Here is a 24,458-nt window from a genome sequence, read left to right as displayed (position 1 = left end):
GAGCGTCCCGACCGCCGGGGGCCGAGATGCCGCACAACGGCGTACCGGATCAGGCGGTGACCTCGGCGAGGGCCGCATCGCCGAGGTGCGCGCGCAGCGTGTGCGCATCGGGCGCGGTGGCGCTCCAGAGCGTCGCCGGACCACCGGCCAGGGGCAGCCGGGCGAGGGTGCCCTCGACCGTCGCGGGCTCGGCGGGGCGCGACGGGTCCACCACCAGCAGCGACCCGGTGGCCGGCGCGCCGCCGAGCACCGCGGGGCCGGCCCAGCCGGGCGCGCCCGGTCCCACGGCCAGCGACTGGCGCAGCAGCGGCCGGCCGTCGTAGTCGACCCGGGTGTGTACGACGGCGGCTCCGGGGGCCTCGCCGTACCGGCCGCAGATCACCTCGTCACGCCAAGTCAGCCTCGCCCCCGCGGCCAGCTCGACCCGGGACTCGGCGACGTGGGCGCAGCCGGCCGCCACGACCAGTTGCTCGGGCAGCCAGTGCAGGACGCCGCCGTCGTGCACCACGGCGTCGACCGTCATCCGCGACACGACGTCGGGCCGGCCGGGCAGGGCGACCGAGGCGGCGACGGTGTGCACCCGCACCGCCGCCCCCGGTCCCACGTCGATCTCCAGGCGCAGGTCGTCGCCGGCGAGCGGGCCGGCCGCCCCGCCGACGACGTACACGGTCACGACTCGACCGTCCCCGGGCGTCTGTCGCAGCAGCAGCGGCGTCTCGCCGCGCAGCTCGGCGAGGACCGTGCCGCCCCGGCCGTCGGCCCGGGCCACCAGCCGGGCGTGCGCGCGCATCAGGCCGGGCCGACCCGCGCGGCGATCGGGTGCAGGGCCGCGTGGTGGGCCAGTTCGTGGCGGATCCAGTCGGCGACCCGCCCCGCCGTCGGGTCGCCGACGATCGACAGGAACACGGTCGGCAGGTCGCCGCGCCGGGCCCGCGCGTCCCGGTCCATGACGGCCAGGTCCGCGCCCACCATGGGGGCCAGGTCGGTCTTGTTGATCACGAGCAGGTCGGCGGAGGTCACCCCGGGTCCGCCCTTGCGCGGCACCTTGTCCCCGCCGGCCACGTCGACCACGAATATCTGCCGGTCCACCAGGCCCCGGCTGAACGTGGCGGTCAGGTTGTCCCCGCCGCTCTCGACCAGCACCAGGTCCAGCGGGCCGACCGCCTCGGCCAACTCGTCCACGGCGTCGAGGTTGGCCCCGATGTCGTCCCGGATGGCGGTGTGCGGGCAGCAGCCGGTCTCCACGGCGCGGATCCGGGTCGGGTCCAGCACGCCGGCCCGCTTGAGGAAGTCGGCGTCCTCGGTCGTGTAGATGTCGTTGGTGACCACGCCGAGTCGCAGCTCGCCGGCGAACGCCCGGCACAGGGCTGCGACCAGGGCGGTCTTGCCGGACCCGACCGGCCCGCCGATGCCGACGCGCAGCGCCCGGCCGGGGAGTGCCAGCGGCGGATGCGGGTCCACCCCCGGTTCGGGATGGGTGTGCGGAACGGTCTCGTCGTGCGGGGCAGGATTCGGGTCGGCAGTGGGCGCAGCGGTCGGCACAACGGTGTCAGGACGCAAAGAGACGCACCTCCCAGGTGGCATGAGCTTCGGCATGGATGTCGGCAAGGGGAGCGGCTGCCGCGGGCAGCCGCTCGGGTGGGTCGTCGGCGGCCCGGGCCGCCTCGGCGGCGGTGCCGTCGCACCGGGAGGCGAGACCGACCAGCAGGGCCTGGACCTGGTACGGGTCGAGGCCGAGCAGGCGTACGCCCGCACTGGCCGCACCGGTCACCGTCCCGTGGGCGGCGACCGTGGCGGTCTCGGCGCGGCTCAGGCCGGCGGCGGCGCAGAGCAGCCCGAGCACCAACGGCTGGTGCGCTCCGCCAGGTGTGCAGGGCAGGTCGTCGAAGGACGCCGCCGGCCAGATGGCCCGGCCGGCGCGCAGCAGGGCCCGTCCCTGGCGACGGGACACCGTGCGCAGCGCCGGTGCCGCCGTCCGGGCGTCCAGCTCCGCGTCGAGCAACGCCAGCGTGGACCCGCGTACGGCGGGACCGGCCGAGGTCATCGCCCGGTGTGCCGCCGCCGCGAACGCCGCGCCGACCAGCCCGGCGGTGGCCAGCCGGCCGGCCAGGAACGCCTCCAACGAGGCCAGGTCGGTGACCCGGCCGGCGGCGACGGCGGCCTCCAGGCCGCCGGAGTGGGCGTGCGCGCCGGCCGGGAAGCGGCCGTCGGCCAGGAGCAGCAGCAGGCTCGACGTCGCCATCAGAACAGGAAGTACCGCTGGGCCATCGGCAGGCGTGACACCGGGTCCGGCTCCACCACCTGACCGTCGATCCGCACGGTGAAGGTGTCCGGGTCCACCTCGATCCGGAGCATCGCGTCGTTCTCCGGCAGGTCGGCCTTGCCCCGCGAGCGCACGTCGGCGACGGGCACCACCCGTCGCCGCACGTCGAGGCGCAGCCCGGCGTCGAGGGCGGCCGGCGCGACGAACGCCAGGCTGGTGGCCGACGCCGCGGCGCCGTACGCCCCGAACATCGGGCGCGGCAGCATCGGCTGCGGCGTGGGGATGGACGCGTTGGCGTCACCCATCTGCGCGTAGGCGATCATGCCGCCCTTGAGCACCAGGTGCGGTCGTACGCCGAAGAACGCCGGATCCCACAACACCAGGTCGGCCAGCTTGCCCGGCTCGACCGAGCCGATCTCGGCGTCCAGCCCGTTCGCCATCGCCGCGCAGATCGTGTACTTCGCCACGTACCGGCGGGCCCGGTGGTTGTCGGCCGCGCCGTCGCCGGGCAGCGCGCCGACCCGCTCCTTCATGACGTGCGCGCTCTGCCAGGTGCGCATGATCACCTCCCCCACCCGGCCCATCGCCTGGGCGTCGGAGCCGATGATGGAGATCGCGCCGAGGTCGTGCAGCAGATCCTCGGCGGCCATGGTGGACGGTCGGATGCGGCTCTCGGCGAAGGCCAGGTCCTCCGGCACGGACGGGTTGAGATGGTGGCAGACCATCAGCATGTCCAGGTGCTCGGCGAGGGTGTTGGCGGTGTACGGGCGGGTCGGGTTGGTCGACGACGGCAGCACGTTGGGCTCGCCGGCCACCGTGATGATGTCCGGCGCGTGCCCGCCTCCCGCGCCCTCGGTGTGGTACGAGTGGATGGCCCGTCCGGCGATCGCCCGCAGCGTGTCGGCCACGAAACCGGCCTCGTTGAGGGTGTCGGTGTGGATGGACACCTGCACCCCGGAGGCGTCCGCCACCCGCAGGCAGGCGTCGATCGCCGCCGGTGTGGTGCCCCAGTCCTCGTGCAGCTTGAAACCGCCCGCGCCGGCGCGTAACTGCTCCCACAGCGCCTCTTGCGAGACGGTGTTGCCCTTGCCGAGCAGCAGCACGTTGACCGGCAGCATGTCCAGCGCCTCGTGCATGCGGGCCAGGTGCCAGGCGTTCGGGGTGACGGTCGTGGCCCGGGTGCCCTCGGCGGGGCCGGTGCCGCCGCCGACGAGTGTGGTGATGCCGCTGGCCAGCGCCTCGGTGACGATCTCCGGGCAGATGAAGTGCACGTGGGTGTCGACGGCGCCGGCCGTGAGGATCCGGCCGTTGCCGGCGATGACCTCGGTGGCCGGGCCGATGACCAGCTCGGGGTGGACGCCGGGCATGGTGTCCGGGTTGCCGGCCCGGCCGAGGGCGACGATCCGCCCGTCGCGCAGACCCACGTCGGCCTTGACCACGCCCCAGTGGTCGAGCACCACCGCGCCGGTGATGACGGTGTCGAGGGCGCCCTCGGCGCGGGTCGCCCGCGACTGGCCCATCGACTCGCGGATCACCTTCCCGCCGCCGAAGACCGCCTCGTCGCCGCCCACGCAGTGGTCGGTCTCCACCTCGATCAGCAGGCTCGTGTCGGCCAGCCGGATGCGGTCGCCGGTGGTCGGCCCGTACAGGTCGATGTAGCGGTCCCGCCGCACGGCGCTCACCGCAGCGGCCCGTCGGTCGTCGGCGCCCCGCTCGTCGGCGCGTCCGTTCCCGGTGCCGTCGGCGACGCTTGGTCCAACGGCCCGGCGCACTCGCCGCGGAGGCCGGGCACGACGCGTGCGCCGCCGAGCGGGACCAGCTCGACGTTGCGGCTCACGCCCGGCTCGAACCGGACCGAGGTACCCGCCGCAACGGCGAGACGCTGGCCCCAGGCGGCGGCCCGGTCGAACATCAGGGCCGGGTTGGCCTCGGCGAAGTGGTAGTGCGAGCCGACCTGCACCGGACGGTCGGCGGTGTTGACCACGACCAGGGTGGTCACCGGCCGACCCACGTTGATCTCGACCGGGCTGGCCGCCGGCAGGATCTCCCCGGGGATCACGGGATCGGGTGGTGCACCGTCACGAGCTTGGTACCGTCCGGGAACGTCGCCTCCACCTGCACCTCCCTCAGCAGCTCGGGGATGCCGTCCTGGACGTCCTCGCGGCCGAGCACCGTCCGGCCGGCGGACATGAGTTCGACCACCGACCGCCCGTCGCGGGCCCCTTCGAGCAGGAAGGCGGTGATGATCGCGACGGCTTCGGGATAGTTGAGTCGCAGGCCGCGCTCGCGGCGGCGGCGAGCAACGTCGGCCGCGACGTGGACAAGCAGGCGGTCCTGCTCGTGCGGGCTGAGGAACACGGGATTCTCCGGTGGGGATCGGCGTGGCCCGCTCGCCGTCGGCTCCGCACGGAGCCGCGCCGGGCAGCACCACCCGGAGAACGAGCTGGAGTCACACGACCGCCGCGACGACCGCCGACGGGGTGGCCCGGGACTCCACCATCCCGGCCCGCGCGACGGGCATCCGGCGGTGTCGGTCGGATGCGGACCGCACCGCCCACCGCTTCAGCAGACCGTAGAGGATCGCCACCGGCGGGGGCAACAGTGTGCTCGGGATGAGGGGATCGAGCCGTGCCGGCGTCGGCGTCGGATGACCGGGGGCGGCCTGCCCATCGCCACGCGCGTCTATTTACAGTGGATAGGTTCAAGGCTTCATAGAAGAGGCGCACGGACACCGGGTCGTGCGGGCCGTCGATCGTCTGCTCGGCAACGCACAGGTCCCACTCCTCGTTCGGGCCGAACGGCGCCTTCCAAAGGTTCGTGACGTCCTCGGGGACGTCCGGGAACTGCGCGTACCCCTCGATGAGGTGCCGGCGCGCTTCGAGCTCGGGCACGAGCAGTCTGGTCATGGCCTCATCCTGCCTGGCTCGTCGCCCCCCGATCCGGGCGCCGGCCGCCGGGGAGCGTCGGCGCGACCGAGGCGACCGCCCAGGCGGGCAGCGTGAGGTCGATGTCGAGGACGCCGTCGTCGCCGACGGTCAGCGTGCTGCGGTGGAGGCCGTCGGCGACGTGGCGCAACTCGGCGGTCTGTTCCCGCGTGATGTTGAGCGGGGCGCCCATCTGGTACCAGGCCTCGGCGACGTTCCCGTGCTCCCAGTCGAGGATCTCCACGGTGAGCTCGGTGCCCGGGCGCAGCCCCTCGACCCGGTGCCGGACGCGGCGCTCGGGGCCCATCTCGGCGAGGGCTCGCGTCTCGGCGTAGCTGTTGCGGGACGCGAGCCCCGTCGTGCCCATCTCGGCGGGGTAGTTGTAGAAGATGGCCGACACGTCACCCGTCGCGGACGAGCGGGTGATGGCGCCGTCGGGCAGCTCGGCCAGGAGGCGGTCACCGAGGCGGTGGAGCATGGCCATCGCGTGGAACGTCGGCTTGTGCAGGCCGTTCTCGTTGACGAACCCGAAGCCTCCGTGGAAGGGGCCGATGCCGCCGCCGCCCTCCTCGAACACGTCGGTGAAGGTCCAGTAGGAGATCGAGTCGGCCAGCGGCGCGCCCTTGAGGAACGCCCGGACGATGTACGCGGCGGCGAAGAGCGTGTCGTGGATCGCGTCGCGGCTCGACGGCGAGGTCGACCACTCGGTGATGTGCACCTCGGCGTCCGGGTACGGGCTGTTCTCGATGATCGTGCGCAGGACCTGCAGGTCGACGTACGTGGCGTCCTTCTGGCGCGTGATCGCGCTGACGTTGCCCAGGGAGTCCGCCGCGTAGTCGGTCGGGTACAGGTGGGTGGAGAGGAAGTCGACCGGCAGCCCGCGCTGCGCGCAGTACTCGATCAGCTCGTGGATCCACACCGGCTGCCAGTCGAGCTCGTCGGGGTCGGTGGCCACCGCGGTCTCGACCTCGAGCGACGGGTCGTGGGTCTCTCCGGAGTAACGGGCGTCGGGCACGAACACGCTCGTCGCCGGGCCGCCGACCCGCAGCCGGGGGTCGATGGCTTTGATCGCGCGCGCCGTGGCCTCGTACAGCTCGAAGTACTCGGTGCGCGTCCCGGTCCAGAAGTTCGGCACGAGGTTCGGCTCGTTCCACACCTCGAACGGCCACTGCCGCACCTCGTCGATGCCGTACCGCTCGATCCAGTGCCGCACAGTGGCGTCGACCAGCGCGACCCAGCGGCCCATCTCCTTCGGCGGGCTGCAGTGCGCCTTCCACCAGAACAGCGTCTCGGTCTGGGTGGCGAGCTGGCGCGGCATGAACCCGAGCTCCACGAACGGGCGGGCGCCCGCGTCGAGGATCGCGTCGAACACCTTGTCGACATACGCGAACGTGTAGACCGGCTCGGGCAGCGGCTGGTTCGGGCCGAAGCCGCCGCCGTTGTCCGTCCGGTAGACGAACATGTCGTCGTGGAACAGGCCGTGGAAGCGCACGTGCCGGGCGCCCAGCACCTGGACGGCCTCGCGGAAGTGCGCCTGCCAGTCCGCCCGCAACGCCTCGTTCGCGCGGCCAGCACCGACGCACTCGTTCCACACGTGATGCAGCGGCACCTCGGCGGGTGCCTGCCCGTCGATCAGCAGGGCTGACGTCGCCTGCTCAGTCATGGACAGCTCCTTCGCTCTGTCGGCGAGTAGGGTTTGCGAGCCCGGTGGTGTCGCTGACACGGAACCAGTCCACGTCGACGTATCCCCCGGGCTCGGCAGTGGCGTAGTTGAAGAGGGCGAACCGGTACCCGGTGAAGTGCGCGAGGTCGTACTGCATCTGCATGGTGTCGCCCAGCCACGTCCAGTTGCTGCCGTCGTACGAGTACGCGAACGACGCCGTATCGACGGCATCCCGGAAGTCGACGTCCGCGCGCAGGTAGACGACGTCCGCCCGCAGCGGCACCGGTGCGCTGGTGAAGGCGATGACGCCGTCGCCGCCTGCCCGGCGCATCACCAGGCTCTTGGTCCCGGCCTCCATCGTCACGGCGATGTATCCGTACTTGCGCTGGTAGGCGGAGATGCCCGCGACGTCCCCGTCCTTCATGTGCGAGACGTCCAGCGAGATGGCGCCGGAGCTCGTGGGTCCGAGCGTGCGTTGGGTGAGCGTGTTGCGCGCATCGAGGATGCTCGAGGCGACGCTGCCCGTGGTCAGCCGCAGGTGTCCGGGCCGCTCGGTGAGCGACCAGAACCGGTTGTCCGGGTTGTGGTTCCACTGCCACTGGAGCCCCAGGTCCGACCCGTTCCATGCGTTCTCGGCGGACTCTGCCAGGAGGTCCGCGTTGGCCGTGTTCCAGTGGCCCGCACGCTCAAGGAGGTTGTCGAAGTCGTCCGAGGCGACGACGGCGGCCCCGTCACCGGCTGTCCGTGCGGCGGCGGCGGGCGCTTCCGGATTGAGAGCGAACACCGGCCACCCGTCGTCATCCCAGGTCACGCCAACGAGCTGAGGCGAACGACCCAGCGGGCCCTCGTCCTGGAACAGCATGGCGTACCACTGCCCGTCGGGCGTCTGGACGACTCCACCCTGGGCCACGCCGGTTCCGGGTCGGCCCCCGACCGTCACGCCCTGGCTGAGCACGACCCGGCCCTCCCACACGCCGCCCGCCGACTGCGGCGTCAGTGACGTCGACCGCCACAGCACCTCTTGGCGGATGCCACCCGACGGCCACTCGATCATGAAGACGTAGTAGTAGTCCCCGATCTTGTACGCGTGAGCGCCCTCGGCATTCAGACCGCTGGTCTGGTCGACGTTGGCGTCCTCGACGAGCCGCGTCGCCGGGCCGTCCCAGGCAAGGGTCCCGTCCTCGTGTCGCCGCAGCCTGCGCAGGTCGATCGACCCGCCACCGTAGACAAGCCAGACGTCGTCGCCGTCGAACAGCAGCGACTGATCGTGGGCGTACCCGTCGAGCACCGACCTGCTCCACGGCCCGCGCTCGATGTTGGGAGTCGAGTAGATGTACGTCCGCTGCGTGGTGAGGCTGCCGACCGACACGTAGTAGGTCCCGTCATGGAACCTGATGCTCGCTGCCCAGCTGCCCTGGGCGTACGCGTCCTGGCCGTTGCGCAGCGCCAGCGCGTCCGTGTCGTCGAGGATCGCCGCTGTATACCCAGCGATGGACCAGTGCACCAGGTCGCTCGAGCGCATGATCGGGACGCTCGGCGCGAAGTACATCGTCGTGCTGACCATGTAGTAGTACCGGCCGTCGAAGACGACGTCCGGATCGGGCACGTCCGCGAAGATGACAGGGTTGGTGAAGCCTGCCCCCGCCCCGCCGTCGCGGATGTTCAGGTTCGGTCGGTCCATCAACGCAGCTCGAGCGCCACGGTGACGTAGGAGTGGGCGGGCAGGTCGACCTCGAGCCCTCGGGGGTGGGGGCGCACCCCGGCATGGTCGGTGGGGGCGACGGCGTCGGGCTGCTCGGGGGTGTTGTGCGCGTCGAGCGCGGTGGCGGTCAGCACCCGCGCGGTGTGCCCGACGACGTCGCGGCCGCGCAGGTCCAGGACGAGGATGCGGTCCGTCTCGGCGTCGAGGTTGGACAGCGAGACCAGGGCGGTGTCGCCCTTGACCGACGCGGACGCCGAGACCAGCGGCAGCTCGGTCGCGTCGACAGCGCGGGTCTCGACGTCGCGCAGGTGCACCGCGAGGGCGGCGGCGTCGTGGTGGCCGGTGTTCATGGCGAAGACGTGGTACGTCGGGGTGAGCACGAGCGCCCCGGTGTCGGGGTCGGTGAGGATCATGGCCTGTAGCACGTTGACGGTCTGGGCGATGTTCGCCATGACCACGCGCTCGGCGTGACGGTGGAACGCGTCGAGGTGCACGGAGGCGACCAGGGCGTCGCGCAGCGTGTTCTGCTGGTACAGGAACCCGGGGTTGGTGCCCTTCTCCACGTTCCACCACGTGCCCCACTCGTCCACGACCAGGCCGACCTTGCGGTGCGGGTCGTAGCGGTCCATGACCGTGGAGTGCCGGGTGAGCAGCTCCTCCATGCGCCGGGCGCGGGCCATGGTCACGTACCACTGGTCGGTGCTGAACCCGGTGGCGTCGCCCTTGTCCGACCACGACCCGGCCATCGTGTAGTAGTGCAGCGACACGGCCTGGAACGGGCCCGCCGGCTCGGCCGGATCCGCCGCCAGGTCGTCGAACGAGCGCAGGAGCGTCTCGGTCCAGTGCAGGTCGGCCTCGTTCGCGCCCGCCGCGATCCGGTACAGCCGGTTGCCGCCGTGGTTGCGGGTGTAGGTCGCGTACTGCCGGGCCAGCGAGGCGAACTGCTCGGCGCGCAGGTTGCCGCCGCAGCCCCACGCCTCGTTGCCCAAGCCCCAGAACGGCACCCGCCACGGCTGCTCGCGCCCGTTCGCCCGCCGCAGCGCCGCCATCGGTGAGTCGTCCGCCCGGGTCAGGTACTCCACCCAGTCCGACATCTCCGCCACCGACCCGGACCCCACGTTCCCCGACACGTACGGGTCCGCACCGAGCAGCTCGCACAGGTCCATGAACTCGTGCGTGCCGAACGCGTTGTCCTCCACCACGTCGCCCCAGTGCGAGTTGACCATCCGCGGGCGGCTCTCGCGCGGGCCGATGCCGTCCCGCCAGTGGTAGTCGTCGGCGAAGCAGCCGCCCGGCCAGCGCAGGTTCGGAATCGAGATCGCCCGCAACGCCTCGACCACGTCCGAGCGGATGCCCCGCACGTTCGCGACCGGCGAGTCCTCACCCACCCAGAACCCGCCGTAGATGCACCGCCCCAGGTGCTCGGCGAAGTGCCCGTACACGTGCCGGCTGATCGTGGCGCCGGGCAGGTCGAGGTCGATCACTGCGGTCGTGGTCGTCGTCATTGTCTTCCCATCAGTTGCGTGTTCCGTCATTGCAGGCCTCCGCGAGGAGCTCGCGGAAGCCAGACGCGCATCGGGCCGGGGGCGCGGTTGCCCCAGGTCGAGAACGGGATCGCTGTCACCGCGTGCTCGTCGCCGAACTCGGTGGCGGTGTCGGGGCCGTAGAGGCCGTCCGCGGCGTTGATCACGCGGCACCTCAGGACGAGCGTGTCGCGCTCGCCGACGGTGATCGGCGCGGGCAGGACCGCGAGGTCGTCGACGTCGAACGGTGCATCCAGGTCCGCCTGCTCGACGCAGTACACAACTGGTCCCCGTTCGACGGCCACCGCTCCGCGCAGCGCGTCGACGCGGTGATGGGCGGTGGTCAGCCGCGGCGTCAGGTCGAGGTCGAGCACGTAGCGGGCACCCGGCTCCAGCGGCGCCCGGGCGTACCCGTCGCCACCGCACTCGCGAGGGCCGTCGGGGCCCACCAGGGTGGAGCGCGGCGACCATCCGGGGATGCGCACGGACAGCTCGGCGCCGGGGACGACGTCACCCTCGACGCGGATCTCGACCCGTCCGTCGGCGGGATAGCCCGTGACCATCCGGACCGTGCCCGTCCCGAGTTCGGCGGGCAGGTCGATCTCCGCGTCCGCGAGCTGGTGGAGCCAGAGCGCGCCGTCGGTGACGGTGGCGACGTAGGCGCTCAGCTGAGCGACGGTGCGGGCGATGTTCGGTGGGCAGCAGGCGCACACGTACCAGGGCGCCCGCTCGCGGGGCGCGTTCTCCTCCGAGTGGTGGTCGCGCCGCTGCTGCAGCGGGTTGGCGTAGAAGAACCGGGTGCCGGTCGCGTCCACGGCGGCCGCGAGCGCGTTGTGAACTTCTCGCTCGATGGTCTCCGCGTACCGGGCGGTGCCGGCGCCGCCGTCGGCCAGGAGCATCCGCCAGGTCCACAGCAGGTCGGCGACGGTGGCGCACGTCTCGGCGTAAGCGCGCTCGGACGGCAGCTCGTAGTCGTCGCCGAACGCCTCGTCTCGGTGGCGGGATCCGAACGCGCCCGAGAGGTACATCTTGCGGTCGTGCGCGCTGTTCCACTGGGCGTCCATGGCCCGCAGCAGGGAGTCGTCGCCGGTCTCGACGAACACGTCGGTCACGCCGGCGTTCAGGTAGAGCTGCCGGACGGCGTGTCCGACGGCGGCCGTCGACTCGCGCACCGGGCGGTGGTCCTGGAAGTAGTGGGCTCCGAGCGACCCGGCGGGCAGCAGTCCGTGGCCGCGCAGGTCGATCATTCTGGATGCGAGGTCAAGGTACGTGCGCTCCCCCGTCAGCCGGTACAGCTCCACCAGCGCCGTCTCGATCTCGGGGTGTCCGCAGATCCGGTCCTCGCCCCCGGGACCGAACCGCTCGACGAGCAGGTCGGCGAGACGGCGGGCGACGTCGAGCAGGTCGGTGCGTCCGGCGGCGCGCACCAGTGCGACGGCCGCCTGGATGAGGTGCCCGGCGACGTACATCTCGTGCGTCCACTCGAGCGCCGCGAACTTCTTCTCCGGTGCGACGCCCTGAATCCACGTGTCCACGTACCCGGAGGGCTCTTGCACGCGCGCCACCAGGGCGATGACGTCGTCGAGCCATGAGTCGAACGCGCGCGTGCGGGTGCGGGCGATCTCCCACGCGACGGCCTCGATCACCTTGTAGAGGTCGGAATCGGCGAACACGAGGCCGCGGAACTCCGCGTCCGACTCCCCGAGGAGCCGGCGGAAGTTGTCGAGGACACCGGAGACATCCAACTGCTCGATGCAGTGCGGGATGGTGGCCTCGCCGTTCCGCTGCTGCCAGGCTGCCAGCGGACCACCGACAAGGCGCACGGACGGGATCGGCAGCGGCCGGTGCCGCGTCCCGGCGATCGGGGATGCGGGGACGGCGCGCACGGCGAAAGTGCGCGCAGGGGCGCTCACAGCATGGTCTCCTTCGACCGGAACGGGCTAGCGGGGCGCGCGGCGTTCCGCGCATGAGTGCACGGCCCTACGCGCCACCGCGGGTGGAGCCACGCACCACGAGACGGACGGGCGCGACGACGTGCTCGGCCGGGCCGGTCCAGCCCGCCATTTGCCGGTGCAGCAGACCCACCGCGGTCTCGGCGACACCTTCATGGTTCGCATCGACGGAGGTGAGGCCGGGCGGGACGAAGCTCGCCATGTCGAGGTTGTCGAACCCGGCGAGCTGGACGTCGACGGGCACACGAAGCCCGCTCTCCGCCAGGGCCGCGACGGCGCCGAGCGCGATGACGTCGGTGACGGCGAAGACGCCGTCGAAGGGCAGACCGGACGCGACGACATCGAGCAGGGCATCGCGTGCGGCCGCCGGCGTGTAGGTGGAGATGGGCACGACATAGCGTGCGTCGACGTCGAGGCCGGCATCGCGAAGTGCGCGCTCCCAGCCAATGCGGCGGTCCGACGTCATCATGTGCGCGGTGTCGAACGTGCAGCCCAGCGCAAGGATGCGCCGCGAGCCGTGCTCGATCATGTGCGCCGTTGCGAGGCGGGCGCCCTCTTCGTTCGCCAGCCGCACGTGGCTGAACCGGTCGGGCACGTCACGCTCGCCGAGCAGCACGATGGGCTTGGAGGTGCGCACGCGGTCCAGCTGGTCGCGGTCGAGGCCGGCGACGGACAGCAGGACGCCGTCGTAGAGCTGGAGTCGCGCGACGCTCAGCGCCGCCATCTCATGCTCCGGGCTGCCGCTCGTCCGCTCGAGGACGAGGTGCCGGCCCTCGGCCTCGATCAGCGGCGCGATCTTGTCGGCAACCTCCCCGAAGTAGTCGTGGAAGCTGGGCACGATGAAGGCGACGGTGTCGGTCCGTCCCGCGCGTAGGTGTCGCGCGGTCAGGTTGACCTCGTACCCCAGAGCCTCGACGGCGGCCATGACACGGGCACGGGTCGGCTCGCCGACCGGGAGGCGCTCGTTGAGAACGTTCGACACGGTCATGGCCGACACGCCCGCCTCACGGGCGACGTCCGCCATCGTGACCATGGGTATTCTCCTTTCCGCGAGGTTCTGCCAGCCCAGCAGCCCCTGACGAGACGCTCGCCGCCCGGCCACAGCACGGGGTGCCGTCATATTATCGATAAAATACTGCTTGGCAAGTGCGTCCAACGAGCCTGATGGGGCGAACTTCTGGTGACCCGGTGACGCGGTCGGGCACCCGACACGCCTACGGCGCCACCATGGTCACCATCTCGCCGGCCTGCACCGACACCCTGCGCCTGATGCGCACCTGCCCGTCTCCGGGCACGTCGATGACCACCTCACGCGTCGCCAAGGCGTGGAGCACCACGCTCGACAGCACCCCGTCGCGCCACTCGAGATCGACGGCGCGACCGCACCGAGGTTCCCGTCGATCTGGAAGACCGCTCCGCCGGGCCATCCCTCGAGCGGGTGCAGGTCGAGCAGCGAGCGGGACGACAGCGGGCCCAGCAGCGTCTCGATCGCGCGCTCGGCGCGCACCCCGTCACGCAGCCGCGCGGCCAGACACAACACCCACGCCTGGCTCCACCCGGTGTAGCCGGAGCCCTCGGCAAGACGAAGCGAGAGCGCGGCGCGTGACGCCTCGACCTCCTCGTCCGGCTCGATGGCGGCCCACCGGCTGCCGGGAAAGACTCCGTAGAGGTGAGACAGGTGCCGATGCCCGAGCTCCTGCGGCTCGAGGTCGTCCGCCCACTCTCCCCGGACGCCGCCGAACGTCGCGGGCGCACGCAGCCTTCCCAGCGCGGCGCGCGCCTCGCACACGAGGTCGGCATCTTCCGTGTCCCGGCCGTGGCCGCCGAGATCTTGCCGCTCTGGGCCCGATCGTGCTCCCACTCGATCCATCCGAGGGGCTGGAACGCCTGCACCCAGCGGTCCGGCTGCAGCGCCCGGGCGACTTCGTCGGCTCGCCGGTGATCGCCTGCGGCCACGGCCGCACGCAGCGGCGCGACGTCTCCCGGGTCGCACCAGACCCCGGGGGCGGCGGGCCCCCCGGACCAGAGCGTGTCGAGGTTGAGGTCGAGACGCTCAGTGCCCGGGCGGCCGTGAACGGCGGCGGCCCAGGGCACCGTTACCGAGCAGGTAGCAGTCGGCAAACCCGTCGGCGGGGGCGTCGTTTCTGGAGGGTGTGGCGCATGCGGCTCCTTGCGTGTGGACCGGGACGTCACGGCGGAGTCTCGGTTCGTGCGCGGGGCTTGACGGAAGCCGATCGCCTCTCTACTTTATCGCTAAAATTACGCCGGGATTAAGACACGAGGCCGAATTCGTGTCCGCAGCGCACAGCTTCCGGTCAACATCGCCCGGACAGTTGCCCCACAGCAGAGACGTCCGGACAATTCCCGTAAGGAGACACATGAAGCGCACCCCAAGACTCGGCGGCCTGCGCTGGACCGGGCGGCGGCTCACCGTGGCCGCCACGGCCATGGCACTGATCGCCCTGCCTGCCTGCTCGCCGGACAAAAAAACGGACGACTCAGCAACGCTGAGCCCCAGCAACCCGACGACGCTCACGGTCTGGATCACGACGGCCCAGCAGGCCCCGGCAGACGACAACAAGATCACCAAGCTGCTCAAGGACAAGCTCGGTGTCACCCTCAAGTACGAGATCGTCACGCCGGACAACGAGGACCAGAAGATTGGTGTCACGCTCGCGGGCGGTCAGTACCCCGACCTCATCGGCACCGGCGACCTGAAGCAGCGTTTCCTGGAGGGCGGCGCTCTCCTGCGCCTGGACGACATGCTGAAGTCGGGGAACTACCCCAACCTCGCCGCGCACGTCAAGGACGACATCAAGAAGATGAGCTACTCGGGCGACGAGGTGGACAAGGGCCTGTACATCTTCCCGAACTACAACCGCTTCTACGGCGACGTCACCGGCGGCATCTACTACGGTCCCGCGTTCTGGATCCAGAAGCGTGTGCTCGCGGACGCCGGCTACCCGGACCTCAGCAACATGACGCTCGACCGCTACTTCCAGCTCATCTCGGACTACAAGGCGAAGCATCCCCAGACCAACGGCGCCCCGACCGTCGGCTTCGAGATTCTGGCGTCCAAGGGCAAAGAGTGGGGCATGACCAACCCGCCGGCGCTGCTGGCAGGCTCCCCGAACAACGGTGGCGTCATCGTCGACAGCAACAACCAGGCGTCGATCTACGCCGACAAGGACGTCGCGAAGAACTTCTACAAGGTCCTCAACCAGCAGTACAGCTCGGGTCTCGTCGACCGCGAGTCCTTCACCCTGACGTACGACCAGTACACCGCGAAGCTGGCCACCGGCACCGTCCTCGGCATGCACGACCAGGGCTGGGACTTCACGACCGCCACCCAGTCGCTGCAGAGCGCCGGCAAGGACGAGTACACCTACGTGCCCCTCATGCCCGTCTACCCCGGGGCGAAGCCCTACTACGCCGACCGCCCCGTCATGAACATCAACCAGGGGTTCGGCGTCTCGGTCTCCAGCAAGCAGCCGAAGAAGGCACTGAAGTTCCTCGACACCATGCTCAGCGAGGAGTGGCAGAAGATCCTCTCCTGGGGCATCGCTGGCGAGGACTACCAGGTCGGCGCCGACGGCGTCTTCACCCGCACGGACGAGCAGCGCAAGAACTACAAGGACATCACCTGGCGTTCCCACAACCGTCTCGACGCGCTGCTCGACATGCTGCCCAAGCACAACGGCAAGTTCTCCGACGGCAACGCCTACAGCCCCGACGACCAGCCCGCCGAGTTCTACGCGACGCTGAGCGACTACGACAAGAACTTCATGGCGAAGTACGGCAACAAGAAGACCTGGCTTGACTTCATGAACAAGGTGCCGGAGAACCCCAAGTACTACCCGGCGTGGAACATCAAGCTCTCCGACGAGGCCAACCAGGTCAACCAGCAGCTGACCGACACCAGCGTGCAGAACCTGCCGAAGATCATCGCCGGCAAGCCCGCCGACTTCGAAAAGAACTGGCAGGCCTACCTCGACGCCATCCACAAGGTCGACGTCAAGGTGTACGAGGACCAAGTCAACGCTGGCATCAAGGACCGTCTGGCCAACTGGTAACAGTCCGCGAGCAGTCGTGGTGGGCGGCGTGCGCCCCCCACCACGACTGGGTTCTCGATTACCACCCACTGCTCCTGACGACGAGGTTGGTCAGATGACGGACGCCACGGTCAGCACCCTTGTGACCGCCACCGGGCTCGAACCGGCCCTGGAGCCCGCGAGCAGCTCGCGCGCCCAGAAGCGCAAGGCCCGAAAGAATGCAGCGAAGGATCCCAAGCGCAAGATCACCTGGGACAGGGTCTGGGCGCAGCGAGCCCTGCTCGCGATGTCCGTCCCGCTGCTGCTGTACCAGATCCTGTTCAAGTACGTTCCGGTCTACGGCTGGGCGATCGCCTTCCAGCACTACAAGCCGGGTCGCGGCAGCATCTGGAACCAGCAGTGGGTGGGCCTCGATAACTTCCACAACCTGTTCACCGGTGTCAACGGTGAGCGGTTCCGCCGGGTCGTGGTCAACACGATGGGACAGTCGGTCCTGACCCTGATCGTCGGGACCCTCGGGGCCATCGTCCTAGCGCTGCTGCTGAACGAGGTCAAGAACCTGCCGTTCAAGCGGATCCTGCAGAACATCACGTACATGCCCCACTTCCTCAGCTGGGTGATCGTGGCGAGCCTGGCATCGGTGGCGCTCTCGCTGCCCTCCTCCGGCGGGTTCATCAACCAGGGCCTCATGAACCTGCACCTCGTCGACCATCCGGTACTGTTCCTGACCCAGCCGAACTACTTCTGGGAGATCGTCGCCGGGACGAACCTGTGGAAGGAGCTGGGCTGGAACACGATCCTCTACCTGGCCGCGATCACTGCGATCGACCCGGGCCTGTACGAGGCCGCCGAGGTCGACGGAGCAGGCCGCTATCGCAAGATGTTCAGCATCACGCTCCCGAGCATCAGGCCCACGATCGTCGTGCTGCTCATCATCAACAGCGGCTGGATCCTGTCCACGAACTTCGAGCTGCCGTACTTCCTCGGCAACGGCCTGGTGTCCGACAAGTCCGAGACCATCGACGTCTTCGTGCTGCGCTATGGCTACCAGCTGGGCAACTACAGCCTCGCCGTCGTCGCGGGCATCTTCAAGACCATCGTCGCCATCATCCTGGTGGGCTCAGCGAACCTAGCGGCCAAGCGCCTCAACCAAGAGACGCTGGTCTAGGAGGACTTCATGTCAAGCACCCCTGTCGCGAAGCCTCTGGCGCGGCTCGCATCACCAAACAGGTCACCGCGTCACAGGTGGACGACCGAGCGGATCATCTTCACGACGCTCAACACGACCTTCCTGCTGGCCCTCGCGGCGCTCATGATCTACCCGCTGCTGAACACGCTCGCCATCTCCCTGAACGACGGCAACGACGCCGTCCGTGGCGGGATCGGCATCTGGCCTCGGGTCTTCTCGCTGCAGAACTACGACGTCGTGTTCAACATGACCACGATCTACCAGGCGTTCTTCATGAGCGTCCTGAAGACGGTCGTGGTGGTGGCGACAAACCTGCTGTTCACCTCGATGCTCGCCTACGCGCTCAGCCGCAAAGAGTTCATCTTCCGCCGCCCGATCACCCTGATCTTCGTGCTGACGATGTACTTCGACGCCGGGCTGATCCCCAACTACCTGCTCATCAAGGACCTGGGCATGCTGAACAGCTTCCAGGCCTACTGGGTGCCGACGATCATCAGCGCGTTCAACCTGATCATCCTGCGCACGTACATGAAGTCGATCCCCGACGAGATCATCGAGTCGGCACGGATCGACGGCGCGGGCGACTTCCGCATGTGGTGGCAGATCGTGATGCCGCTGTGCAAGCCCACGCTGGCCGTGGTGGGTCTGTTCGTGGCCGTGGGCAGCTGGAACTCCTGGCTGGACACCCTGCTCTACAACTCGGGCGATCCGGCGTTGACCACGCTGCAGTACGAGTTGCAGAAGCTGCTGGCGAGCTCGATGAACGCCGGCATGAACTCCGTGGCCGCCACGGGCAGCGCGGCCTCTGGCGGGCAGGTCACCACACCGATCGCGCTGCGGTCGGCGATCACCATGGTGGCGGCCGTCCCCATCCTGTTCGTCTACCCGTTCCTGCAGAAGCACTTCGTGTCCGGTCTCATGATCGGCTCCGTGAAGGGCTGATGGCGTCGGCCTCCCGCCCACCGCGGCAGGCCGACCCCGTCCTAGGGCCCGCAACTCCGCACACTGAAAGGCCCCGACCATCTTCCGTTACAACCCCGCGTCGCGACTGTGGCGCATCCTGGACTCGCTCGGCTCCGTCATCGTGATCAGCCTGTTCTGGCTCGTGAGCCTCGGCCTTGTCGTGACGGCGGGAGCGGGAACGGTGGTCGCCTACGAGGTGTGCCGCCGGTACGTCCTGGGCAAGGACGCAGGCCTCTGGGCCATCGCCACGAAGGCCTTGCGGCAGAGCTGGAGGCAGGCGACCCTCGTCGGCCTGCTGGCCGTCCCGGTCGCGGCCGTCGGCATCCTCACGCTCTCCTACCTGCCCACTCTCGGGCTGGCCGAGGTCTGGGTGCCGCTCCTCGTCATCGGACTTTTCCTCCTGCTCCTGGTCTTCTGGTGCCTCCCCCTCGTAGCCCGCTTCACCAACCCCACCTGGCGCCAGGTGCGCAACGGGCTCACCTTGGGGCTGACGACGCCCAGCCTGACGTTCCTGCTCGGGATCGCCGTGGTCCTCGGGAGCGTCGCCATCTGGAACTTCATGCCCGCGGTGTTCGTGGTACCCGGCCTGATCCTCCTGTGGTGGTGCTACCTGCTCGAGCGGTTCTTCGTCGCCCGGGGGTACGTGCCACCGGAGCCGGAGGAGGCGGAGGTTTGACGCTCTCCAGCCGTGGACCTGAGTTGTCTCGGGGTGCGGCTCCGTCAAGGCTGAGCATGCCCGGCGATGTCGGTCAGTGGCGTGGACCGCCGATCGCCGCGGGTCCACGCCGCCGAAGTCGTTCTTCGAGAGCCTGCCACGCGAGCTCGAGGAGGCCGCTCAGATCGACGGGCTCGGCTGGTTCGGCATCTTCGTCCGGATCGTGCTGCCGCTGTCGAAGGCCGTCTTGGCCAGGGTCTTTGAAAGGAGTAGTTGTGGAGGTCATGAAGGACTACGTCCTCGGGGACACGATCGCCCGCTACCTGCAGCCTGGTCCGGGCGGGCCGGTGGGAATGATGCTCTTCCCGGCCGCAATGGCAGGCCAGATCGCCGAGAAGTCGTCTGCCATCGACTCGCTCGTCCAGATCAAGACCGTCGGTGACACATACCCGGGCGGTTCGGCTGGTCGTTCGTTGCGGAACGGCGGCACTGTCGCCACGCTCACCCTCGTGTCGCAGCGCGAGGTCACGACCGACGCCGGTGTCACGGTCGTGACGCTTTTGCGCACGCACCAAGGGTGCCTCGTCGAACACCATCTGCGGTGGCAGTCGGGCGAGGCCGCGCTGGACTCATTTGCTGTCCTTCGCAACGAGGGACCGGACACGGTGACGCTGGAGCTGCTCTCGTCGTTCTCGCTCACTGGTCTGACGCCCTTCGCCGGGGGCGACGCCCCCGGCGATCTGATTCTGCACAGGCTGCGCAGCGCCTGGTCGGGCGAGGGGCGTCTGGTGTCTGACCACGTCGAGGACCTGGGCCTGGAGCCGGCCTGGGCCAGCTGGGGTCGGTGTCTGCGCTTCGGTCAGGTCGGATCTTGGCCGGTGCAGGGGTTCTTCCCGACGGCGTTCGTCGAGGACAGCCGCGCTGGTGTCTGCTGGGGCGTGCAGATTGCCCACCCGGCCTCGTGGCAGATCGAGCTGGGCCGCACGGACGCCGCCCTCAACCTGTCGGGCGGGCTGGCGGACCGTGAGCTGGGCCACTGGACGAAGAGCGTGGCTCCCGGGGAGGAGTTCCGTACCCCCGTCGCGTACCTGACGGTCACGCAGGGTGGAGTGGACGACGCCGCCCACCGGTTGACGGCTCGCCACCGGCTCTTCCTGGATGTGCCCGCGGTCGAAGAGGCTCTGCCCGTCATCTTCAACGAATACTGCACCACCTGGGGTTCGCCGTCGCCGCAGAACCTTGGGGCGATCGTCGACCGGCTTGCGGGCAAAGGGATCCGGTATCTCGTCATCGACAGCGGCTGGTACAAGGCCGAGGGCAGTGAATGGTTCAACGGTCACGGCGACTGGGAACTGGACCGCCGAACGTTCCCCGACGGGCTGACCGAGGCGCTTGATCACGTGCGGTCCGCCGGGATGATCCCCGGCATCTGGTTCGAGTTCGAGACGGTCGGCTCCCGGGCCACGTCATTCACGCTAACCGACCACCTGCTCAAGCGCGACGGCGTCCCCGTCACCGTAGGCGACCGGCGCTTCTGGGACTTCCGCGACCCGTTCGTGATCGGGTACCTCAAAGAGCGGATGATCGACTTCCTCAAGGCCAACGGCTTCGGCTATCTCAAAGTCGACTACAACAACAGCATCGGAATCGGGTGCGACGGAGCAGAATCCCTCGGTGAGGGGTTGCGACAGCAGATGGCCGCAGTCCAGGGCTTCTTCCGGACGATCCGCGAGGAGATGCCGGAGCTCGTGATTGAGAACTGCGCGTCCGGCGGCCACCGGCTGGAGCCCTCGATGCTGGCCCTCACTAGCATGTCGTCCTTCTCGGACGCCCACGAGTGCGCGGAGATCCCCATCATCGCCGCCAACGTGCAACGCGCACTGCTCCCGCGGCAGAGCCAGATCTGGGCAGTGCTGCGCAAGCAGGACTCCCCACAGCGGCTTGCGTACTCGCTCACCGCGACCATGCTCGGCCGGATGTGCCTATCGGGCGAGGTCCACGAACTGAGTGACGAGCAGTGGGCTGTGGTCTCCCGGGCAATCTCCTTCTACAGGTCGGCGGCCCCTGTGATCAAGAACGGTGTCAGTCACCGGTTCGGACCGAAGGTGAGGAGCTATCGGCACCCCGAAGGGTGGCAGGCGGTCCGGCGATTGTCCAACGACGGCGCCCAGATCCTGGTCGCAGCCCACCGGTTCGGAGCCGCTGAGCGAACTCCGATCGAGGTTCCTTTGCCACCGGGGAGGTACGAGGTCAGCGACCTCTACTCCCACCGCGAGAGCGTGGTCAAGCTGACCGAGGAACTAGTAGCCGTGGAGCTGGATGAGCCGTTCTCTGCCGCGGCATTGGTGCTCACGCAGATCGAGTGAGATATGCCGGGAATCCCGGTCCGCGCCGGCCGCCGTACGGTTGGCCGCGCAACGTCGCAGTCGGGTGCCGCGGCCCCCAGGTGGGGTGGCGACGGCAGTTTCTGATCGCTAGGCGCTCTGCGAGCACTTCAGAGTGAGCCGTAGGTCTCTCACGGATCCCAGAAAGTCGTTGGCGGCATTGGACTCGCCATCGTCTCGCAACACTCAGACGCAGACATCCAGGTATCGATAGAAACTCTAGGAATTGAGATCGTCAATGGCCAGCAGCGCTCTTACTTTCCCTGTCCCTGAGGCCGAGGTTCCCGGCGTGGAGCTGCACGTCGCGAAGTCTGGTTCCGACACCGCCGCCGGAACCGCGGAGGCCCCCCTGCTCACGATCGGTGCCGCCGCGGCGCTGGCTCAGCCGGGGGACACGGTCGTCGTGCACGAAGGCGTGTACCGCGAGTGGGTGAACCCGCCGCGCGGCGGTACGGCTGCTGCGCCGATTACCTACCAGGCTGCGCTGGGCGCGGACGGCCTGTTCGAGACGGTGACGATCTCGGGTGCTGAGGTGATCGCCGACTGGCATCCGCACGCGGACTCGGCGGGCCGGGTCTGGGTGGCGACGGTGCCGAACTCCCTGTTCGGGTCGCGCAACCCGTACCTCGAGCGCATCGGTGGGGACTGGTTCTTCGACCAGGTCAACGCCTGGCACACGGGCGAGGTGTATCTCGACGGCAAGTCGTTGTACGAGTCGCTGACCATGGCCGGCGTCGAACACCCCGAGGCCACCGTGGACTCGTTCGACCAGGCGGGCTCGCTGCTGACCTGGTACTGCGAGGTGGGCGACGACGTCACCACGATCTGGGCGAACTTCGGGGGCGCCGACCCGGCGGAGCACGAGATCGAGATCAACGCGCGCACGTTCGTGTTCTGGCCCGCCGCCACGGGCATCGACTACATCACCGTGCGCGGCTTCACCCTGACGAAGGCCGCCACGCAGTGGGCCCCGCCCACCGCGCTGCAGGAGGGCCTGATCGGCCCGCACTGGTCGAAGGGCTGGGTGATCGAGGACAACACCATCACCGACTCGAAGAACGTCGGCGTGTCCCTGGGCAAGGAGGCGAGCACCGGGCAGAACGAGGCCACCGCGGGCCCGAAGGGAGCCAAGGGCGGCACCCAGCGCGAGCGCGAGGTGATCCAGCGGGCGCTCGCCCTGCGCGGGCCCGACGCCGGCGAGCCGCACCCGTGGCACCGGGACCACGTCGGCTCCCACACGGTGCGCCGCAACACGATCCGGGACTGCGAGCAGGCTGGCATCGTCGGGCACCTGGGTGCGGCGTTCTCGACCATCAGCGACAACCACATCTTCCGCATCCACGTGAAGCGCCAGTGGCACGGCGCCGAGGTGGCCGGCATCAAGCTGCATGCCGCCATCGACACCGTGATCAGCGGAAACACCATCCATCACACGCACCGAGCCCTGTGGCTCGACTGGCAGGCCCAGGGCACCTTGGTGCGGCGCAACGTCTTCTACGCCTCCACCGCCGAAGACTTCATGGTCGAGGTCTGCCACGGCCCGTACCTCGTGGACTCGAACCTCTTCCTGTCCCCGTGGGCGGTCAAGGACATGTCCAGCGGCGGCGCCTACGTCCACAACTACATCGCCGGTCGCATCGCGAACTGCACCGAGCACCAGCGGTACACCCCGTACCATCTCCCGCACTCCACGGCCGTCTACGGAGTCTCGAACATCCTCGGTGGAGACAACCGGTTTTACAACAACGTTTTCGTCGGCGACCACGCGCGCGCCGAGCACACCGAACCGCAGTCGGAGCCGACGCTCGCGAGCTTCTGGTCCGGCGCGATCGACATGGACGGCGTGCCCGGGCAGGCCACCTTCGTGCCCACCCCGGTGGGCACCTCGCAGTACGACGCCTATCCGACGGCGCAGGAGTACCCGAACGAGGACGGCAGCGCGCTGGCCGGGCCGCGCCTCCCGGTCTGGGTCGAGGGCAACCTCTACGCGGAGGGCGCCGAGCCGTTCCGCGCGGAATCCACGGCCATCATCACAGGTGCATCACCCGTGCGAGTCGAGGTGCTCGACACCGCAGCCGGCACCCTTCGCGTCGAGGTGACCCACCCGGGCGGCACGCACGTGGTCGCCCCGGTGACCACCGAGCGCCTCGGGACCAGCTACCAAGCCGAGTCGGGCTACACCAACCCCGACGGGTCTGACCTGGACCTGGGCGCCGACCTCTGTGGGATCCTCCGGGGTGAGGTTGTGCCCGGGCCGTTCGCCGCATCGGCGCCCGTCACCCGGATACTCACCGCGCCAGAACCGGCGGGCCGGCGAGCCCTCGCAGCAGCCCCGGCCCGGGCTCGCTGACGATCCCGGGCGTCTTGCTCCAAGATCGCCCTCAGCGGAACCACCGGGAGACGGAGCGGACGCCGCCTCGCCGTCCTGTTCGGCGTCGGCGACCGCATCGCGAGGTACTACGCCGGCTGCTGCTCACCGACGGCCCGGTTCCAGATGCCGCCCCTTAAACAGGGCTCTTCGAAGTTAGCGGGGGTCCGGCTCGCACCGTCAAGGGGATCCGCGCTGTTCTCCGCTCGGCGCTCTCACCGGCCGTGGTGGAGGAGCTGGTCGTCAAGAACGTGGCGGCTCTCGCGAAGCTCCCACCGATTCGCGCTCGGAAGGGAAGCCGTGGAGCAGCGAGGAAGCACGGGCGTTCCTCGAATCATCCCGCGATGGCGACGATTACCCGTACGCCGCCTACGTCCTGGTCCTCGTGCTCGGCCCACACAAGGTGAAGTCCTCGGCCTCACCTGGGACCACATCGAGTGGAACGGCTGGGACGAGCCTTGCACCCCGCACGGCGAGGAATTCTGCGAGCACTGTCGGGAGCAGTACGACATCGGGCTCGTCATCGACAGGCAACTCCAGCGGGTACGCGGTCAGCTCCTGCACCGAGCTACCAAGACCGAGGAATCGGACGCCCCCCTCCCGCTACCGGCCATCTGCGTCACCGCGCTGCGGCGGCGCCACCGCCAACAGGAGGCGGCAAGACAGAAAACCGGCGAGGCGTGGCACGACATCCTGGGTTCCACAGATGTTGGGCGGTCTAGGCACATGGATCACGGGAAGATGCAGGTCAGAGCGTTGCCGGATAGCGGGACGGCCGGATACGCCTAGTGACACGGTTCCCGGAATCAGGCCTTGCTGA

19 protein-coding genes and 4 pseudogenes are annotated in these 24,458 nt (G+C 69.4%); 8 read left to right on the top strand and 15 right to left on the bottom strand.

The features are described from left to right. Nucleotides 1–49: 49 nt before the first annotated feature. The 15 genes and pseudogenes from EFE23_RS15405 to EFE23_RS29765 all read right to left on the bottom strand — a co-directional run. On the bottom strand, nucleotides 50–790 hold the full coding sequence (locus EFE23_RS15405; RefSeq protein WP_123241619.1) for an urease accessory protein UreD: 741 nt from the start codon (nucleotides 788–790) through the stop codon (nucleotides 50–52). Beyond that, nucleotides 790–1,461 carry an urease accessory protein UreG gene (gene ureG / locus EFE23_RS15400; protein ID WP_233600999.1) on the bottom strand — a complete coding sequence of 224 codons (672 nt, stop codon included), beginning with the start codon at nucleotides 1,459–1,461 and terminating at the stop codon, nucleotides 790–792. The genes EFE23_RS15405 and ureG overlap by 1 nt, the downstream gene beginning before the upstream one ends. An 88-nt stretch (nucleotides 1,462–1,549) precedes the next feature. Further along, a complete protein-coding gene (locus tag EFE23_RS15395; protein WP_123241617.1) occupies nucleotides 1,550–2,242 on the bottom strand; it encodes an urease accessory protein UreF in 693 nt (230 codons plus the stop codon). Next, nucleotides 2,242–3,945, bottom strand: coding sequence for an urease subunit alpha (locus EFE23_RS15390; protein ID WP_123241616.1), 1,704 nt, complete (start codon nucleotides 3,943–3,945; stop codon nucleotides 2,242–2,244). Before EFE23_RS15390 ends, EFE23_RS15395 begins: the two co-directional genes overlap by 1 nt. Continuing rightward, nucleotides 3,942–4,322, bottom strand: a complete 381-nt coding sequence (locus tag EFE23_RS15385; RefSeq protein WP_123241615.1) for an urease subunit beta — start codon at nucleotides 4,320–4,322, stop codon at nucleotides 3,942–3,944. The genes EFE23_RS15390 and EFE23_RS15385 overlap by 4 nt, the downstream gene beginning before the upstream one ends. Further along, nucleotides 4,319–4,621, bottom strand: a complete 303-nt coding sequence (locus tag EFE23_RS15380) for an urease subunit gamma (protein ID WP_123241614.1) — start codon at nucleotides 4,619–4,621, stop codon at nucleotides 4,319–4,321. Before EFE23_RS15380 ends, EFE23_RS15385 begins: the two co-directional genes overlap by 4 nt. Before the next feature lie 91 nt (nucleotides 4,622–4,712). Further along, on the bottom strand, nucleotides 4,713–4,850 hold the full coding sequence (locus EFE23_RS28180) for a hypothetical protein (RefSeq protein WP_158675868.1): 138 nt from the start codon (nucleotides 4,848–4,850) through the stop codon (nucleotides 4,713–4,715). Nucleotides 4,851–5,173: 323 nt separating this feature from the next. After that, the gene (locus EFE23_RS15375) at nucleotides 5,174–6,850 is read right to left on the bottom strand and encodes a GH39 family glycosyl hydrolase (protein WP_123241613.1); all 1,677 of its coding nucleotides are present in this window, start codon (nucleotides 6,848–6,850) and stop codon (nucleotides 5,174–5,176) included. Further along, the gene (locus EFE23_RS15370) at nucleotides 6,843–8,531 is read right to left on the bottom strand and encodes a glycoside hydrolase family 43 protein (RefSeq protein WP_123241612.1); all 1,689 of its coding nucleotides are present in this window, start codon (nucleotides 8,529–8,531) and stop codon (nucleotides 6,843–6,845) included. Before EFE23_RS15370 ends, EFE23_RS15375 begins: the two co-directional genes overlap by 8 nt. Further along, complete coding sequence (locus EFE23_RS29305; protein ID WP_123241611.1) at nucleotides 8,531–10,057, bottom strand: alpha-N-arabinofuranosidase; 1,527 nt, start codon at nucleotides 10,055–10,057, stop codon at nucleotides 8,531–8,533. Before EFE23_RS29305 ends, EFE23_RS15370 begins: the two co-directional genes overlap by 1 nt. Before the next feature lie 26 nt (nucleotides 10,058–10,083). Beyond that, a complete protein-coding gene (locus EFE23_RS15360; protein WP_199737090.1) occupies nucleotides 10,084–11,988 on the bottom strand; it encodes a glycoside hydrolase family 127 protein in 1,905 nt (634 codons plus the stop codon). 67 nt (nucleotides 11,989–12,055) lie between these two features. Further along, nucleotides 12,056–13,060, bottom strand: a complete 1,005-nt coding sequence (locus tag EFE23_RS15355; RefSeq protein WP_123241610.1) for a LacI family DNA-binding transcriptional regulator — start codon at nucleotides 13,058–13,060, stop codon at nucleotides 12,056–12,058. Nucleotides 13,061–13,241: 181 nt separating this feature from the next. After that, nucleotides 13,242–13,376 carry a hypothetical protein gene (locus EFE23_RS29300; protein WP_255421142.1) on the bottom strand — a complete coding sequence of 45 codons (135 nt, stop codon included), beginning with the start codon at nucleotides 13,374–13,376 and terminating at the stop codon, nucleotides 13,242–13,244. Between the two features lie 38 nt (nucleotides 13,377–13,414). After that, nucleotides 13,415–13,897 (bottom strand): annotated as a pseudogene (locus EFE23_RS29770) (glycosyl hydrolase family 95 catalytic domain-containing protein); the annotation flags it as partial. Continuing rightward, a pseudogene (locus EFE23_RS29765) lies at nucleotides 13,879–14,121 on the bottom strand (glycoside hydrolase N-terminal domain-containing protein); the annotation flags it as partial. The pseudogenes EFE23_RS29770 and EFE23_RS29765, both read right to left, overlap by 19 nt. Before the next feature lie 284 nt (nucleotides 14,122–14,405). Here EFE23_RS29765 and EFE23_RS15345 point away from each other — a divergent pair. The 8 genes and pseudogenes from EFE23_RS15345 to EFE23_RS29560 form a co-directional block, all read left to right on the top strand. Next, nucleotides 14,406–16,100 (top strand): extracellular solute-binding protein, encoded by a 1,695-nt coding sequence (locus EFE23_RS15345; protein ID WP_233600998.1) that lies wholly within the window; start codon nucleotides 14,406–14,408, stop codon nucleotides 16,098–16,100. 94 nt (nucleotides 16,101–16,194) lie between these two features. After that, the gene (locus tag EFE23_RS15340) at nucleotides 16,195–17,247 is read left to right on the top strand and encodes an ABC transporter permease (RefSeq protein ID WP_123241608.1); all 1,053 of its coding nucleotides are present in this window, start codon (nucleotides 16,195–16,197) and stop codon (nucleotides 17,245–17,247) included. A gap of 9 nt (nucleotides 17,248–17,256) precedes the next feature. After that, a complete protein-coding gene (locus EFE23_RS15335; RefSeq protein WP_123241607.1) occupies nucleotides 17,257–18,210 on the top strand; it encodes a carbohydrate ABC transporter permease in 954 nt (317 codons plus the stop codon). A gap of 142 nt (nucleotides 18,211–18,352) precedes the next feature. Further along, nucleotides 18,353–18,907, top strand: a complete 555-nt coding sequence (locus tag EFE23_RS15330; RefSeq protein WP_123241606.1) for a YesL family protein — start codon at nucleotides 18,353–18,355, stop codon at nucleotides 18,905–18,907. 76 nt (nucleotides 18,908–18,983) lie between these two features. Then, nucleotides 18,984–19,133 (top strand): annotated as a pseudogene (locus EFE23_RS28940) (ABC transporter permease subunit); the annotation flags it as partial. A gap of 37 nt (nucleotides 19,134–19,170) precedes the next feature. Next, entirely contained in the window at nucleotides 19,171–21,252 is a 2,082-nt protein-coding gene (locus tag EFE23_RS15320) for a glycoside hydrolase family 36 protein (protein ID WP_123241605.1), read from the top strand. Between the two features lie 307 nt (nucleotides 21,253–21,559). Continuing rightward, nucleotides 21,560–23,620, top strand: a complete 2,061-nt coding sequence (locus EFE23_RS15315; protein WP_158675865.1) for a right-handed parallel beta-helix repeat-containing protein — start codon at nucleotides 21,560–21,562, stop codon at nucleotides 23,618–23,620. 188 nt (nucleotides 23,621–23,808) lie between these two features. Continuing rightward, nucleotides 23,809–24,328: pseudogene (locus EFE23_RS29560) on the top strand (site-specific integrase); the annotation flags it as partial. Nucleotides 24,329–24,458: the final 130 nt, after the last annotated feature.

Origin of the sequence: Micromonospora solifontis (assembly GCF_003725545.1) — a bacterium.
Lineage (GTDB): Bacteria > Actinomycetota > Actinomycetes > Mycobacteriales > Micromonosporaceae > Micromonospora > Micromonospora solifontis.
This window is presented reverse-complemented; position numbering and strand designations above follow the sequence as displayed.

Coding starts and splice junctions, on each gene's coding strand:
- EFE23_RS15335 (WP_123241607.1), top strand. CDS start 17,257: ATGTCAAGCACCCCTGTCGCGAAGCCTCTGGCGCGGCTCGCATCACCA.
- EFE23_RS29305 (WP_123241611.1), bottom strand. CDS start 10,057: ATGACGACGACCACGACCGCAGTGATCGACCTCGACCTGCCCGGCGCC.
- EFE23_RS15395 (WP_123241617.1), bottom strand. CDS start 2,242: ATGGCGACGTCGAGCCTGCTGCTGCTCCTGGCCGACGGCCGCTTCCCG.
- EFE23_RS15370 (WP_123241612.1), bottom strand. CDS start 8,531: ATGGACCGACCGAACCTGAACATCCGCGACGGCGGGGCGGGGGCAGGC.
- EFE23_RS15340 (WP_123241608.1), top strand. CDS start 16,195: ATGACGGACGCCACGGTCAGCACCCTTGTGACCGCCACCGGGCTCGAA.
- EFE23_RS15405 (WP_123241619.1), bottom strand. CDS start 790: ATGCGCGCGCACGCCCGGCTGGTGGCCCGGGCCGACGGCCGGGGCGGC.
- EFE23_RS15355 (WP_123241610.1), bottom strand. CDS start 13,060: ATGGTCACGATGGCGGACGTCGCCCGTGAGGCGGGCGTGTCGGCCATG.
- EFE23_RS15375 (WP_123241613.1), bottom strand. CDS start 6,850: ATGACTGAGCAGGCGACGTCAGCCCTGCTGATCGACGGGCAGGCACCC.
- EFE23_RS15320 (WP_123241605.1), top strand. CDS start 19,171: ATGAAGGACTACGTCCTCGGGGACACGATCGCCCGCTACCTGCAGCCT.
- EFE23_RS15345 (WP_233600998.1), top strand. CDS start 14,406: ATGAAGCGCACCCCAAGACTCGGCGGCCTGCGCTGGACCGGGCGGCGG.